This window comes from Alcanivorax sp. DP30, assembly GCF_009882945.1.
Taxonomy (GTDB): domain Bacteria; phylum Pseudomonadota; class Gammaproteobacteria; order Pseudomonadales; family Alcanivoracaceae; genus Alcanivorax.
This window is the reverse complement of record NZ_WTUY01000002.1, coordinates 825,327-840,968: the sequence shown is the minus strand read 5'-3', so window position 1 is coordinate 840,968 and position 15,642 is coordinate 825,327. Positions and strand designations below refer to the sequence as shown.

12 protein-coding genes and 1 tRNA gene are annotated in these 15,642 nt (G+C 56.0%); 7 read left to right on the top strand and 6 right to left on the bottom strand.

The window, feature by feature from the left end:
- Positions 1-152: 152 nt before the first annotated feature.
- From GQF00_RS04455 to galE, 6 genes are all read left to right on the top strand, one after another.
- Positions 153-467: a four helix bundle protein gene (locus tag GQF00_RS04455; RefSeq protein WP_161317910.1), complete on the top strand. Its 315-nt coding sequence runs from the start codon at positions 153-155 to the stop codon at positions 465-467.
- Between the two features lie 86 nt (positions 468-553).
- Entirely contained in the window at positions 554-1,831 is a 1,278-nt protein-coding gene (locus GQF00_RS04450; protein ID WP_161317909.1) for a UDP-glucose/GDP-mannose dehydrogenase family protein, read from the top strand.
- Between the two features lie 2 nt (positions 1,832-1,833).
- A complete protein-coding gene (gene pgi / locus GQF00_RS04445) occupies positions 1,834-3,474 on the top strand; it encodes a glucose-6-phosphate isomerase (protein WP_161317908.1) in 1,641 nt (546 codons plus the stop codon).
- An 88-nt stretch (positions 3,475-3,562) separates the two neighbouring features.
- Positions 3,563-4,105, top strand: a complete 543-nt coding sequence (gene rfbC, locus GQF00_RS04440) for a dTDP-4-dehydrorhamnose 3,5-epimerase (protein ID WP_161317907.1) — start codon at positions 3,563-3,565, stop codon at positions 4,103-4,105.
- Between the two features lie 152 nt (positions 4,106-4,257).
- Positions 4,258-5,637 (top strand): phosphomannomutase/phosphoglucomutase, encoded by a 1,380-nt coding sequence (locus GQF00_RS04435; RefSeq protein ID WP_161317906.1) that lies wholly within the window; start codon positions 4,258-4,260, stop codon positions 5,635-5,637.
- Positions 5,638-5,798: 161 nt separating this feature from the next.
- Positions 5,799-6,812, top strand: coding sequence for a UDP-glucose 4-epimerase GalE (gene galE, locus GQF00_RS04430; protein ID WP_161317905.1), 1,014 nt, complete (start codon positions 5,799-5,801; stop codon positions 6,810-6,812).
- A gap of 19 nt (positions 6,813-6,831) precedes the next feature.
- On the opposite strand, the gene GQF00_RS04425 is transcribed toward galE, so the two are convergent.
- The 5 genes from GQF00_RS04425 to GQF00_RS04405 all read right to left on the bottom strand — a co-directional run bounded on the left by GQF00_RS04425 (position 6,832) and on the right by GQF00_RS04405 (position 11,639).
- Positions 6,832-7,635, bottom strand: coding sequence for a glycosyltransferase family 2 protein (locus GQF00_RS04425; RefSeq protein WP_161317904.1), 804 nt, complete (start codon positions 7,633-7,635; stop codon positions 6,832-6,834).
- 2 nt (positions 7,636-7,637) lie between these two features.
- Positions 7,638-8,516, bottom strand: coding sequence for a glycosyltransferase family 2 protein (locus GQF00_RS04420; protein WP_202560341.1), 879 nt, complete (start codon positions 8,514-8,516; stop codon positions 7,638-7,640).
- Positions 8,516-9,832, bottom strand: coding sequence for a sugar transferase (locus GQF00_RS04415; protein WP_237440375.1), 1,317 nt, complete (start codon positions 9,830-9,832; stop codon positions 8,516-8,518). Before GQF00_RS04415 ends, GQF00_RS04420 begins: the two co-directional genes overlap by 1 nt.
- Before the next feature lie 472 nt (positions 9,833-10,304).
- Positions 10,305-10,380, bottom strand: a tRNA-Asn gene (locus GQF00_RS04410).
- Between the two features lie 68 nt (positions 10,381-10,448).
- Positions 10,449-11,639 carry a pyridoxal phosphate-dependent aminotransferase gene (locus GQF00_RS04405; RefSeq protein WP_161317903.1) on the bottom strand — a complete coding sequence of 397 codons (1,191 nt, stop codon included), beginning with the start codon at positions 11,637-11,639 and terminating at the stop codon, positions 10,449-10,451.
- Between the two features lie 724 nt (positions 11,640-12,363).
- On the opposite strand from GQF00_RS04405, the gene uvrB reads away from it, so the two are divergent.
- Positions 12,364-14,382, top strand: coding sequence for an excinuclease ABC subunit UvrB (uvrB, locus tag GQF00_RS04400; protein WP_161317902.1), 2,019 nt, complete (start codon positions 12,364-12,366; stop codon positions 14,380-14,382).
- Positions 14,383-14,522: 140 nt separating this feature from the next.
- Here uvrB and cysZ read toward each other — a convergent pair whose 3' ends face one another.
- Positions 14,523-15,299, bottom strand: coding sequence for a sulfate transporter CysZ (gene cysZ / locus GQF00_RS04395; protein WP_161317901.1), 777 nt, complete (start codon positions 15,297-15,299; stop codon positions 14,523-14,525).
- Between the last annotated feature and the right edge of the window lie 343 nt (positions 15,300-15,642).

Sequence of the window (15,642 nt, the reverse complement as noted above, 5' to 3'; positions counted from 1 at the left end):
AGCTACAAGCTACAAGCTACAAGCTACAAGCTACAAGCTACAAGCTACAAGCTACAAGCTACAAGCTACAAGCTACAAGCTACAAGCTACACTTGTGAGATATAGAAAACTGAAAAAGTTCCCAAGGATGGAAACTTTTATAATGAGCAGGGATGCGGTTTGAGAGTTTGGAGATCTGGAAGCGCTCGGTGGAATTGAGCGTTGAGGTTTCTGTGCATTTTGAAGGGCATCGCGATTTTGGGTTTCGAGACCAGATAACTCGATCGTCGCTTTCTTTACCTTCAAACATTGCGGAAGGCTTTGAAAGACAGTCTGATCGGGAAAAGGCTCTTTTTCTCAATTACGCGGAAGGTTCCGCAGGCGAATTACGTACACAGATGGACATTGGTCATCGAATCGGTTGTATCTCCGAAGTGGTGAGTGGCCGATGGATTGAAGAGGTTGAGCAGTTGTCACGAATGCAGTGAATTATTCATGGCGTCGGGCTGGCAGTCCGATGAGGTTTTTCCTTGCAGCTTGAGGCTTGAGGCTAGCTGCTCGTAGCTGAGGTTCTATGCAGATAACAGTTTATGGCGATACCTTGTGTGCTCAGGTGACGGCCACAGCCATGGCTCAGACGGGGCATCAGGTTAATTGGTGTGTGGTGGAGCCAGCCTCTCGGGAGCGACTTGCCCAAGGGCGTCCGCTGTTTCGGGAGCAGGGACTGGATCGTCTGTGTGCGGATCAGCTGGAGAGCGGCCGCTTGACCACCGGCTTCTGGGACGATGCCCCCTCTGGAATACCGGATGCGGTGTTTCTGGCCTTGCTGCCCGGCCAGGAAGCCGTGGCAGAGCAGCTGGTGAAAACGCTCGCAGGCTCAACCGGGTGTGGTGTGATCGTAAACCAGACGGTGGGGCCAGTAGGCACGGCGGAGCAGCTTCGCACAATCCTCAAGAGCGTAGATCCCCGTGCGGTACTGGTCGCGCTGCCTGATCTGATTCAGGAAGGCAACGCCTTCCAGACCTTCACCCGCCCGGACAGCATTCTGCTTGGTTGTGAAGACGGCGAAGGCGAGGGCATGGTGCGTGAGCTATTGCGACCCTTCAATCGCCGCAAGGATGTGATCCAGGTCATGAGCCTGCGTGAGGCAGAGTTTTCCAAGCTTGCCATCAGCGGCATTCTTGCTACTCGTATCAGCTATATGAACGACATGGCCAGCTTGTCTGAATCGTTGGGTGTCGATATTGATGTGGTGCGGGTCGCCATGGGAGCCGACCCGCGCATTGGTGAGTCCTACCTGTATCCGGGCTGTGGATTCGGTGGGCCCGGTCTGAGCCGCAACGTGCTTGCGCTGGTGGATGCGCTGAATGAGCGAGCCGCGGAGCCCGGCCTCCTTGAGCAGGTACTGCAGACCAATGAGCGACAGAAGGAAGTGCTGTTCCGCAAGTTCTGGCAGTTCCATCAGGGTAATGTGGCGGGTAAGAAGGTGGCGCTGTGGGGCGTGGCGTTCAAGCCCGGCACCCATCGGGTAGACAATGCCCCTGCCCTGAAAGTGATTGAAGCCCTGTGGGCGCAGGGGGTCGAGGTTTCTGTACATGATCCGAAAGCCCTGGCGGACCTGGAACACTGGGCCCAGGGGCGTGGTGCATTGACCCTGTGTAACGACCCCTATGAGGCAGCAGAAGGCGCCGATGCGCTGATGCTGATTACCGAGTGGAAGCCCTACTGGAGCCCGGATTGGCAGCGTTTGAAGCGAGTCATGCGTGAGCCTTTGATTCTGGATGGCCGAAATATTTATGAGCCCGCCTTTGTCAGGGAGCAGGGGCTGGTGTATAGAGGGATAGGGCGTTAATCATGGTTCCGGAACAGGACGTTCTTACTATCAGTACGATCTGGTCACAGCTGGTGCAGCGTGCCGAACAGGAAAAATCTCTTCATCTGGCTGAGTTTTTCGCGTCGGATAAGGACCGTTTTGGCCGTTTCAGTCTCGAAGATGTTGGGCTTTTGGCGGATTTCAGCAAGCAGCGCCTTACCGACGAGAGCCGGGACCTGCTGGTGAAACTGGCAGACGAACGTCAATTAAGACACTGGATGGATGCCCTTTTTGGCGGCGCCGAAGTGAATTGTACCGAGGGGCGTGCCGCCAAACACTGGTGTCTGCGTGAGCCTGCGGACAAGGCGCCGGGGGTGCATGAACAGCTGGATGCCATGGAGGGGATGGCGGATCGTATCCTCAAGGGCCATTGGCGGGGGGTACTGGGTGATGCCATCACGGATGTGGTGAATGTGGGCGTGGGGGGGTCAGATCTAGGTCCCTTAATGGCTGCCTTTGCCTTGCAGTCCTGCCTTCCTCCTGAAGGATTGTGCCGTCCCCGTATTCACTTCGCTTCCTCAATGGATGGCAGTCAGGTCTCCCAGATACTGCAGGAGCTGAACCCGAGGACAACCCTGTTCCTGGTGTCCTCCAAATCCTTTACTACCGTCGACACACTGCATAATGCCAGAACTGCTAGGCAGTGGCTGGCTCGGGGGCTGGGGCTGGATTACGACGATGGAGCGCTATTGCGTTGCCATTTCATCGGTATTTCCGCCAATGCGGAGCGCATGGCCGAGTGGGGCATCACACCGGACAACCAGCTGCTTTTCTGGGATTGGGTCGGCGGTCGTTACTCGCTTTGGTCTGCCATCGGTTTGCCGATTGCGCTGACGGTAGGTATGGCCGGTTTCAGGGAGATGCTAGCCGGCGCCCATGAGATGGATGAGCATTGCCGTACCCGACCGTGGGAGACCAATATTCCGGTCATGCTGGCGCTGGTCGATGTCTGGAATATCAACTTTCTGGATATTCGTGCCCGGGCTGTGCTGCCTTACGATGGGCGCCTAAAGCACCTACCGGCCTATCTCGAGCAGCTGGAAATGGAGTCCAACGGCAAAAGCGTTTCCCGCTCCGGGGAGCCAGTGGAATACGACACCTGCCCGGTGATCTGGGGCGAGGTGGGACCGAATGCCCAACATGCGTTTTTCCAGCTTCTGCACCAGGGCACACAGGCCATCGCCTGCGAGTTTTTGATGACGGCACGGCGTTACACCGAAGCGGTGCATTCCGAGGCCTTGGGCGAGTTGGAAAGTCAGCATGCTTTGTCGAATGCCAATTGTCTGGCTCAGTCTCGTCTTCTGGCACTGGGAGAGAAAGCTCTGGACCCTGCGCTGGCGTTGCCATCCTATAAGCGTTATCACGGTAATCAGCCCAGTACCACGTTGGTGCTGGATGAACTGTCTCCCCGTGTACTCGGTGCTTTGCTGTCCATGTATGAGCACAAGGTGTTTGTGCAGGCAGTGATCTGGGGGATTAACCCCTTTGATCAGTGGGGGGTAGAGATGGGCAAGGTGATCGCCACCGATATGCTGGAGGTGCTGGCGGACCCAGACTCGGCGGCGGATCTGGATGCTTCCTCTTTGGCTCTTGCCCGGCATATTTCCAGTAAGCAGAAATGACTTTCCTGGAAAGACCGGGACGGTGTGTCTTTTCTGGCCAGTAACCCCTTTGGGGCACCAAAGTGCACCTTGATGAGGACGAGCTCACATGCTGATCACTGCTACCCGCATTCCCGATGTGAAACTGATCCAGCCTGAGGTCTTTGATGACTCACGCGGCTTTTTCATGGAAAGCTGGAATGCACGTGCGTATGCAGAAGTCGGGATCGCGGCAGATTTTGTTCAGGATAATCATAGTCTTTCGGTCAGGCACACGCTGCGCGGGTTGCATTACCAGCTTGATCAGCCTCAGGGGAAGCTGGTGCGTTGTAGCCGGGGAGAGGTTTTTGATGTGGCTGTTGATCTGCGGATGGGTTCGCCCACCCGCTTTCAGTGGGTCGGGACCTATCTGTCTGGCGACAACAAGGCCCAGTTCTGGATTCCTCCGGGCTTTGCTCATGGCTTTCTTGTGCTCAGTGATCTTGCAGAAATCCAGTATAAATGCACTGAATTCTATTCTCCAGATTCGGAGCAATGTATCCACTGGGCTGATCCGGACCTCGCTATTCGTTGGCCTCAGAAGGGGCCGGTGCTGCTATCCGAAAAAGACGCTCAGGGGCGTTCATTGGCGGAAGCCAAACTGCCGGGCTGAGCATCACTTGCGGCGCCTTTTGCGACTTTTCAGCATTCGTGAGGCCTCCATAGAATTGGCTGTGGCTGGAGTCTCGCCGGCCTGCGATTCCAACGCATTTAACGTATGATGGCGCCTTAAGCATTCGGCCAGTTATCAGGATGATTTCCCTAATGAGTACCCCCATTCCCTCCTCAATTTTCCGAGCCTATGACATCCGTGGTATTTACGAAGACACGCTGACCGATGAATGGGCATATCTGATCGGGCGAAGCATCGGCTCTGAAGTCCTGTCGCACGGGCAAACTGCTATTGCGGTTGCGCGGGATGGCCGATTGTCAGGACCGGCGCTGGTAAAGGCGCTGAGTGACGGTATCCGGGCTACAGGCTGTGATGTGGTGGACGTGGGCATGGTGCCCACCCCGGGGCTCTACTTCGCGACATACCATCTCGAGGGACTCAATTCCGGAGTGATGCTTACTGGAAGCCATAACCCCGGCAATTACAACGGGTTCAAGATCGTAATTGATGGCACTACCTTGTCAGGTGATCGTATCCAGGCGTTGCGTCAGCGGATTATTGAGGGTGATCTGGAGACGTCAGAGCAGCGGGGGGGCTATCGGGAATGTGATGTGCTGGAAGCCTATCAGCAAGCGTTTCTGGCCGCTCACTCGCTGGCACGCCCGATGAAGGTAGTAGTGGATTGCGGTAATGGCATTACCGGCGTGCAGGCTCCTCAAGCCCTTGCTGCCCTGGGGTGTGAAGTGGTGCCTCTATTCACCGAGGTGGATGGCACCTTCCCCAATCATCACCCGGATCCGGGTGATATGAAAAATCTGGTTGACCTGATTGCCGCGGTGAAGTCACAAAAAGCCGATCTGGGCTTGGCGTTTGACGGTGATGGTGACCGGGTAGGGGTGGTCACGCCGGCAGGAGAGGTGGTCTACCCGGATATCCTGTTGATGGCGCTCGCCGAGGATATGGTGAGTCGTAATCCGGGTGCAAAAGTGATTTTCGATGTGAAGTGTACCGGTACCCTGTTTGACGTGATTCGTCAGGCGGGGGGCGAGCCGGAAATGTGGCAGACCGGCCACTCCCTGATAAAGGCGCGAATGAAAGAAACTGGCGCCTTGCTGGCGGGGGAAATGAGTGGCCATATCTTCTTTGCCGAAGATTGGTATGGCTTTGATGATGCGTTGGTCGCAGCGGCGCGGATTCTCGGCATAATCAGCCGCTCTGACGGGGATGCTGATGCCATGTTCGGCCGTTTCCCGTCGCTGTGCACCACCCCGGAAATCAACATTGAGGTCACCGAGGAGAACAAGTTCGCGATTGTGGACTATCTGCAGAGCAAGGCAGATTTCGGTGAGGGCGAGCGTCGGGTGATTGACGGTATTCGCATGGATTATGCGGATGGCTGGGGCCTGTGCCGGGCGTCGAATACGTCGCCCAAGCTGGTATTACGCTTCGAGGCGGATAATGAGGTGGCCTTGGGCCGTATTCGCGCGCTATTCGAGGCGAATGTGAATGCCGCCATGGCGGCTGTCAGTTGAAGGCGTAGGAGTTTGCCTGCAAGCGATCTCCAGGCTAGCGGCATAATCCTGAAGCGAGTCGATAATACGATTTCGCTTGCAGGTATACCCTAAAGGGCACAGAGAGCTACAGCGGTAAAATTGTTACTACCTCAAGGAGGAGGCGGATCAGGATGACATCAATGAAGAAAGTGCTGGTTACTGGTGGGGCTGGATATATTGGTTCTCATACCGTTCTGCTTCTCCTGGAAGCCGGGCACGAGGTCGTGGTGCTTGATAACCTTTCCAACAGTAGCGAGGAGAGTCTGCGCCGGGTGCAGAGGTTGACTGGTCGTGTACTGACTTTCATCGAGGGTGATATCCGTGATCAGGATTGCCTGGATAAGCTGTTCGATGAGCACGACGTTGCTGCGGTGATACATTTTGCCGGCCTGAAGGCAGTCGGCGAATCCGTCGCACAGCCATTGCGTTACTATGACTGCAATGTTGTGGGCACTGTTCGATTGCTGGAGTCCATGCAGAAGGCAGGAGTCAAAACGTTAGTGTTCAGCTCTTCGGCGACGGTTTACGGTGATCCAGCCTCTGTTCCTATCAAGGAAGACTTTCCCCTCAGTGCCACCAATCCGTATGGCGCCACCAAGCTGCATATCGAAGATATGTTGCGTGATCTGTATCGATCTGACGATACCTGGCGGTTGGCACTGCTTCGTTATTTCAATCCCGTCGGCGCTCATCCAAGCGGTGAGATTGGAGAGGATCCAGGTGGCATCCCCAACAACTTGATGCCATTTGTCGCTCAGGTAGCTGTGGGTAAGCGAGACTCTCTGAGTGTGTTCGGTGGCGATTACTCGACGCCGGATGGCACTGGCGTTAGGGATTATATTCATGTGATGGATCTGGCCGCAGGGCATCTTGCTGCGCTGGAGACTCTGGGCGCGAATGCCGGCATGCTGACAACCAATCTGGGAACGGGCCGTGGGTATAGCGTACTGGAGATGGTTCAGGCGTTTGCCAAAGCCTCAGGCAAAGAAATTTCTTACAAGATTGTAGAGCGCCGACCGGGGGATGTGGCCAGTTGCTATGCGGATCCTGCCCATGCGGAGAAGGTGCTGGGCTGGAAGGCGACACACGACATTGATGGCATGTGCCGGGATCACTGGTCGTGGCAAAAAAAGAATCCGGATGGGTACGCCTGATTCGGGGCTGGGACAGAGGTTATTTTATTATCGGCTCGTGTAACCAGCCCAGCAATTTCGCAAGGGCAGGCAATTTGCTGCGCAGCGCTCCTCTTAATGCATAATTAGCAAAATAATAACAACTCATGATGAGGGATAAGTCTTCTTCTCGGCGGTATAAATGCCAGTTGTAGGTGGCGCTTTCCCCCTTGTTGGAAGAGAGCGATTTCTCCATCACCCGGTAAACGGTTAGCGGTTCCCCATTGATGCCATAGCCTTTGGGGATGATTTTCAAAATTCGTAACCACAAGCCAAAATCCTGGCGTCTGCGCATGTCTGGCATGTGGACTTTGCCAACCCTGGCTGTGTCATACATGGCCGTAGAGCAACCAATGACATTGGTCTTCAAAAGCTGCCTGTAGGTTACAGTTTCGGGCACGCCTACCTGGTTAAGGATGGCGCCGTCTTCAGTAACACGGGTGTAACTGGTAAAGGAAAGCGGCCATTGGTTGCGCTGCATGAGCGCTAACTGGCGTTGCAGTTTTTCAGGGTGCCAGCTGTCGTCGGCATCAAGGAAGGCAATGTATCTGCCTTTGGCCAGATCAATACCCGCATTGCGCGCGCGTGCAGCTCCGCCGTTCTGGGGCTGTCTAATCAATTTGATGCGCGAATCTTTTGCGCTGAACGCTTCCGCCTTTTTGCAAGTGTCATCACTTGAGCAGTCATCAACGAGCAGTAGCTCCCAGTCCATAAAGGTCTGTTCCATAATGGAAACGACGGTTCTGCCAAGAGTCTCTGATGCATTGAAACAAGGAGTGATGATTGAAACCAGTGGCTCATTCATGGCTATCTGCGTTCCAGTTTGCCATTGGCAAGCAATCTCGCAGTTTCAGAAATTTCCACCAGCCATAGCAATGTTTGTACTCGCAGGACGGTAATCTTTTGTCGAGACGTGATCTTGTCACTGCGCATCGCGTACCAGAAAAGCCAGACAGGTGGGATCAACGTTTTGATGATGAATTTTACACGTTGTTTCTTGGGGCCGGAGCGTACCTGTCCGCCTTTCTGCCGTTTCAGCTTGGTGATCAGCTCTTCCCAGGAATCGCGGGCGGGGTGAAGCACTTCGGCATTGGGCAGGTAGGTCAGCGTAAATCCATTTGCCGCAGCCCGTCGGCAGATTTCTGCGTCGCCACCAGAGAAGCGCTGATCATCAAAGTTGCCAATGGCGTCGAACACCCTGCGGGGAATGGAAAGATTCGCGGTTACGGCATACCCGCGCTGTATGTAGCGAGCTTGGGGCAGCCCCATGGCCATGTCATAGGTTTCGATGGCGTTAGGCGTGCCGGACAGGAAGCGTTTGACTGTTACCCCGCCAGCGATTAGCTGAGGGGCAGACTGTTGTTGGTACTCATGCCAAAGTCGTTCCAGCCAGTCAGGTTGGGGCTTGCAGTCAGCATCGGTAAATACCAGTAACTCGCCCTGTGCGTGTTGCAGCCCCTTGTTACGTGCTGCATAAGAACCTGGCGTAGGGCACTCCAACAGAGTCACAAAATCGGGTAACTCACTTTGATCGGGCACCTGATCGGACCCATTATCAACAATAAAGCACTCCCAGAGCTCTTGGCTCAGGCTTTGTGCTCGCAGGGCGTCAAAAAGGACAACAGTGAGCTCCCAGTGTTGGAAGATGGGGATGATGATGCTGATTCTTTGCAAGGCCGTTGCCATCACATGGCACCAAAGCCGGTGGCGATGGTTTTCAGGGTGAGCAGGATGACCAGGAAATCCAGCGCCGGGGAAAGGTTCTTGATGTAGTAGAAATCGTGTTCCACTTTTTCCCTGGTGGTTTCGGTATCGACGGCATAACCGTGGTTGACCTGGGCCCAACCGGTGATGCCGGGTCGCACAATGTGTCGGTAGCTGTAGTAAGGCACTTCGGCTTCAAACTTTTCCACAAAGCCGGGTTGTTCGGGGCGAGGGCCGATCAGGCTCATGTCGCCTTTCAGTACATTGAAGAATTGCGGTAATTCATCGATGCGGAATTTACGAATGAAGGCGCCGAGTCGTGTGATTCGATGTGCATCCTGATCTGCAAACTGTGGAGCAAGGTTGTCGTTATCATGGGGACGCATGGAGCGGAATTTATACATGCGAAATACGCGGTTGCCTTTACCGATGCGGTGCTGGACAAACAGGGCCGGGCCGGGGGAGTCGAGGCGAATCAGGGCGGCCACGATCAGGCAGATTGGTAGCAGGAAGGGCGCCACCAGCAGAGTCATGAGAATATCGAATGCCCTTTTGGCGGCCAGATAAACTGGTTGCGGCTGGAGGTTGGCCAAATCTGTGCTTTGCAGCGTGGAGAGGTTTACCTTGCCATCCAGTGTTTCCGTGACCTTGCGGGCATTGAATACGGGCATGCCGGAGATGTTGCAGTGACTGATGAACCGGATCCATTCGTCCTCAAGGTCTGCATCCATATCGACAACAATGCCATCAAAGCGTGTGTCACCAAGCGACGGCGATTCCAGTAACCGAAATTCAAGATTTCTGGCATTTCGGGGCAGCAGTTTTTCAATGGCTTTTGAAGGGATGAGAGCCAGTTTCAGACTGCGAAAGCGGCGGTTGATAATTACGGCCACCACCTGAGTTGCTAGCAGAAGCATGACTCCCAAAAACAGTGATGTGCGTGCATATTCGATTCTGAGGAGTAATACCAGCGCGATAATGAGCGCCACTGCAACCAGGCAGGTCCCAAGAATATGCGATACCGCCTTGCCACCTGCGAACTTGGCAATATTCCTGCCCAGATAAATGCTGATGACGTAACAAACGCCAAGCAGTCCCAGAGTAATGGCCTGGTTGTCATTCTGGATCCAGGCTTGATAGCTGATGAACTGTGCACCGGGAATGATGGCTGCCAATGCGAGCAAATGGCCAATCACCGGATTCAGAAGAATTCGCTCATACCAGCGGTTGTGGCGTGATGGCGAGATGGTGATGGGGTCCTGGTGCATGCTCAGCTCATTGTGGGTGGGCAGTGTCAAAGCCTGTCTCCATGTCGTAGGCAACTGTCAGGCGAGGGGGGATTCTACCATGTTGAAAGCTATCCACAATTCGGAGGGGGTGGCAGCAGCTTCAAGCCGCAAGCTGCAAGCTGCAATACAAGGAAGGTCAAAAGAGGAGCGGCGAACACTGAGGGGAAGTCGGTTTCCTCTAAGACGTCTGTATCCTCTGTGGTGAAAATGCTTTTGATCCTGGTCTCGGATCGCGCCGCCAGCGACGCTCCTACGGGAAGGGGAATCAGCGACGAGCCTCTGGCCGCAGGGCGACCAGTCATTGGACAAAGAAAAAGCCCGGTACCTTGCGATACCGGGCTTTCCTTATTTGGCTCCGCCTGCTGGGCTCGAACCAGGTGAATTCAATTGAATTCACCAATGATTAACTGTTGACCGCAGGGCAACCAATCATTGGGGCAAGAAAAAAGGGCTTACCCGTTTGGATAAGCCCTTTTCTGTTTGGCTCCGCCTGCTGGGCTCGAACCAGCGACCCAATGATTAACAGTCATTTGCTCTACCAACTGAGCTAAGGCGGAATGTCTTGAGGCGCGTATATTAGTGACGCACCTGGGGGTCGTCAACACCCCCGTGGTGCGTTTGCCGATTATTTAGCCAGAGCTTGCTCAATTCGGCGGATGGCTTCCTTCAAGGTGTCCATGCCAACGGCAAAAGACAGGCGCATGCAGCCCGGTGCGCCGAAGGCGGAACCCGGTACCAGGGCTACTTCGGCGGTTTCCAGCAGCAGGGCGGCCAGGTCGGTGTCGGTTTCGACGCCGTCCATGTTGGCGATGGCGTCGGAGAAGTCCGGGAAGGCATAGAAGGTGCCGTCACCCTGGGCGCACTTGACGCCGGGCAGGGCATCCAGAGCGGCGGTCAGGTAGTCGTGACGCTCCTTGAAGTGCTTGACCATCTCGTCAACGCAGCCCTGATCGCCATTGAGTGCAGCTTCAGCTGCGGCCTGGCTGATGGAGGCCGGGTTGGAGGTGGATTGGGACTGCACCTTCTTCATGGCGGCAATCAGCTTCTGTGGGCCTGCGGCGTAGCCGATGCGCCAGCCGGTCATGGAGTAGGCCTTGGAGACGCCATTCATGACCACGGTGCGGTCGTACAGCTCCGGGGTGGCATTCAGGATGTTCACGAACGGCTTACCGGTCCACAGGATGTGCTCGTACATGTCGTCGGTGGCGACGATGATGTTCGGGTGCTTCTTGAGCACTTCACCGATGGCGGCCAGCTCTTCGATGGAGTAGGCCATGCCGGACGGGTTGGACGGGCTGTTGATCACGAACAGGCGGGTTTTCGGGGTGATCGCCGCTTCCAGCTGTTCCGGGGTGATCTTGAAACGGCTGTTCACGTCGGTTTCGAGGATCACCGGCACACCGCCGGCAACCAGCACCATGTCCGGGTAGCTTACCCAGTAGGGAGCGGGAATGATGGCTTCGTCGCCGTCGTTCAACAGGGCCAGAGCCATGTTGAAGAAGGACTGCTTGCCACCGCTGGAGACCAGGATCTGGCTCGCTTCGTAGTCCAGACCGTTATCGCGCTTGTACTTGTCGATAATGGCTTTTTTCAGACCGGGAGTGCCGTCGACCGGGGTGTATTTGGTCTTGCCGGCGTTGATTGCTTCGATGGCGGCTTGCTTGATGTGATCCGGGGTATCGAAATCCGGCTCACCGGCGCCCAGCCCAATAATGTCTTTGCCCTGCGCGCGAAGTTCACCGGCTTTGGCGGTGATGGCCAGGGTAGGAGACGGTTTGATGCGTTGTACGCGGTCGGAAAGGCTGATATCGGACATGCACTCCTCGTTCGTCATAAAGAGTCGTATGGCTGCGCTTTTGGCGCAGAAAGGGGCCGGCATTTTACCGGACTTGGCAGGGAATGTCCCGTATTTCCTGAGGGTGGGAGGGGGGGCGCCCAGGCTGACCAGGGTCAGGTTTGTTCCGGCGCTTAATCGTGCCCCTGTAGGAGTACCTCTCGAGGTGCAAACCTGAGGTGATGGTGGCCCCACCTGAGTGACGCAGTATCTGCTGAGATGCCATCGCACCATGATACGTGCTTGTCCTCGCCGGACGGGCCCAAAGGGGGAACTGGCTCCCCCTCTGGACTCCCCGCCACCCCGACTCCGTTCGGCCTGCTCCGCAGGCACACTCCGGTACTCGCCCTGTGACGGACGCAAAAAAGACTCGCTCCGCTCAGACAGGTTTTTTTGCTCTACGCCGTCACAGGGCTCCGTTCCCCGACTCTCTCTAACGGGGATATACCCTGCTGAAGGCAATGGCGTTCTTTTCTCGCCCAAACGCTTAAGGTTGCTGTAGGAATGTAGCGGAGCGGAGTAACGCACGGAGTGCGGCCCGAAGGGTGAGCGCAGCGAATACGCCATTGAGGCGCGAATCTTAGCCCCGGCGTGGAAAGGGTAATTCACGCCTTTGCAAAGCCGGCTCTGCTACACTATGTGCCGATTTTGAATCGTTCGATTTTGCTGCCTGCCCGACCGGGTGGGCGGATATCAGGGTGTGTCCATGTCTGAAAGCCTGTTCAAGCTCCATTCCGATTACCAGCCGGCGGGCGACCAGCCCACGGCCACTGCCCAACTGATCGAGGGGATCAATGATGGTCTGGGACATCAGACCCTGCTGGGGGTAACCGGCTCGGGCAAGACCTTCACTATGGCCAACGTGATCCAGCAGACCGGGCGGCCCACCATCATCATGGCGCCCAACAAGACGCTGGCGGCTCAGCTGTACGGGGAGTTCAAGGAGTTCTTCCCGGAAAACGCGGTGGAATACTTCGTTTCTTACTACGACTATTACCAGCCGGAAGCCTACGTGCCGAGCTCGGATACCTTCATCGAGAAGGATGCCTCAGTAAACGAGCAGATTGAGCAGATGCGGCTGTCGGCCACCAAGGCGATCCTGGAGCGCCAGGACACCATCATCGTGGCCACGGTGTCAGCCATCTACGGTCTGGGTGACCCGGCCAGCTATCACGCCATGGTGTTGCATCTGGTGCGCGGCGACAGCATTGACCAGCGTGATCTGCTGCGCCGTCTGGCGGAACTGCAGTACACCCGCAACGAGATGGATTTCCGCCGGGCCACATACCGGGTGCGCGGGGATGTGATCGATATTTTTCCGGCAGAAGAGGAAAAAGAGGCGGTTCGCATCGAATTGTTCGATGACGAGGTGGAATCCATCAGCATCTTCGATCCGCTCACCGGGGAGGTGATCCGCCGGGTGAGCCGCATCACCATCTATCCCAAGAGCCATTATGTGACCCCCCGGGACGTGGTGCTAAAGGCCGTGGACATGATCAAGGAAGAGCTGGATGCGCGGCTCAAGGAACTGAAAGAGCAGAACAAGCTGGTGGAAGCCCAGCGGCTGGAGCAGCGCACCCGATTTGATATCGAGATGCTGCAGGAGCTGGGCTACTGCAATGGGGTGGAGAACTACTCCCGCCTCTTCTCCGGACGTGCGCCGGGTGAGGCACCGCCCACCCTGTTCGATTACCTGCCCGAGAATGCGCTACTGATTGCCGACGAATCTCACGTGACCATTCCCCAGCTGGGTGCCATGTACAAGGGCGACCGCTCGCGCAAGGAAACCCTGGTGAATTTCGGTTTCCGGCTGCCTTCGGCCATGGATAACCGCCCGCTAAAGTTCGAAGAGTGGGAGCGCCTGGCGCCGCAGATGGTGTTTGTCTCTGCGACGCCGGGGCCCTATGAAGAGAAATACACCGGGCAGGTCGTGGAACAGGTGGTGCGCCCCACGGGCCTGGTGGATCCACAGATTGAGATTCGTCCGGCGTCTACCCAGGTGGATGACCTGCTGGGCGAGGCCAAGGAGTGCATCGCCAAAGGCGAGCGTGTGTTGGTGACTACGCTCACCAAGCGTATGGCGGAAGATCTCACTGAGTACTTGAACGAACATGGTATCGCGGTGCGCTATCTGCATTCGGACATCGATACGGTGGAGCGGGTAGAGATTATTCGCGACTTGCGGTTAGGCAAGTTCGACGTGTTGGTGGGCATCAACCTGCTGCGAGAAGGCCTGGATATGCCAGAGGTGGCCCTGGTGGCCATTCTGGATGCGGACAAGGAAGGTTTCCTGCGTTCAGACCGCTCCCTGATCCAGACCATCGGACGGGCGGCACGAAACGTGAACGGCCGCGCCATTCTTTATGCGGACAAGATGACCGGTTCCATGGAGCGGGCCATCGGCGAAACCGACCGTCGTCGCGAAAAACAGGAAGCTTTCAACAAGGAACACGGCATTACGCCGCAGGCCCTCAACAAGAAGGTCCGCGACATTATGGACGATACCGGAGGCAGTCAGTTCGATCGCAAGGCAGGCAAAGGCAGGCACAAGAAAGTGGCGGCGGAAACGTCACCCTATGAAGCCATGTCGCCGGCGCAATTGGCCAAGGAAATCAAGAAGCTGGAAGCGAAGATGATGGAGCACGCCAAGAACCTGGAGTTCGAGGACGCGGCGGCGACTCGGGACAGGATTCATCAGCTGCGTGAGCTCGGTTTTATGCGCTAATTAGAGAGCAATTAATAGTTAATAATGAATAATTAATAACGTCGCGAGACGTTATTTGAGGTTTTGAAACGAATGAGGCCGCGTCCAGAGTTTGGGCGCGGCCTCATTGCTTGGTATGAAGACAATCGCTGCTCGCGCAGCTATTCATTATTAACTATTAATTCAGAACTCAACTGCTCCACCCAGATCAGCGTTCCCGCAATCACTGCCACCGGCATGATGAACAGGTTCACCAGCGGGATCATGGTCAGGCCCATGACGATGGCGCCGAAGGTAAGGACCAGCCAGCGTTTGCTTTTCAGGCGCTCCAGCATCACTTCAAATGGCACCTGACGGTTATCGGCGCCGAAATCGATGTATTGCATGGCCAGTAGCCAGCCGGACCACAGGAACCAGATGGCTGAGGCAAACACATTGATCACGGGAATGAAGTAGATCACCCCCACCACAAACAGGACCAGCACCGCTCGCCACAGCCAGTACCAGGTCTTGCGCAGTTCCCGCTTGAAGGTCCGCAGAATCATGGCGGGAATGGTTTCGTCAGGCATGGGGTGTCGGGTGACCTGAAAATCCACTTTTTCCGCCAGAAAACCCATGAAAGGGGCGGCGATCAGCTGTACACCGATGGAGAAGATACTGGCGAACAGGGCCAGCAGCAGGATCCACACGAGGATAATGGCAGCATCCAGCATGAACTCGATGGCTCCGTTGAGAAACGCCCAGAAGCCAGTGAACGCCCAGTCTGCGGTGGACGCTGCAATCCAGCCGCCAATCCAGCTGCCACTGGCCCAGTAGAGGCCGCCGAACACCACGATGTTAAAAATCAACGGAATGATGACGTAGGGGCGGAGTTCCTTGCTGCGGGCCAGGTCCAGGCTGCGTTTCAGGTAGCTGACGGCATCGGCGATTTGGGACACGTTCAATCCTTTGTTGAAAGCAGCTACTAGCTACGAGCTTCTCGCTGCGAGAAAAGACACATTGTGCTGAATGGTACCTNGCCGGGCCTCGGGATGCACAGAGTCGACGCGCTGCGCGCGGTTCGTCCCTCGAGAGGAACTCCTACAGTGACCTCTGGGCGGAGGTCGGAGTTGCTGTAGGAGCTCCTCTTGAGGTGCGAATCCGAGTCCTGACGAGGAAAAGGAGAGTTACGAGTCACGAGAAGCGAGTTTCGAAACCCAAAACCTGCCTCTGGTGGTGTTTGCCTTTCGAAACTCGTAACTCGCTTCTGTGCCCTTGCCCCTGGAATCTCCTCTCCCTGCG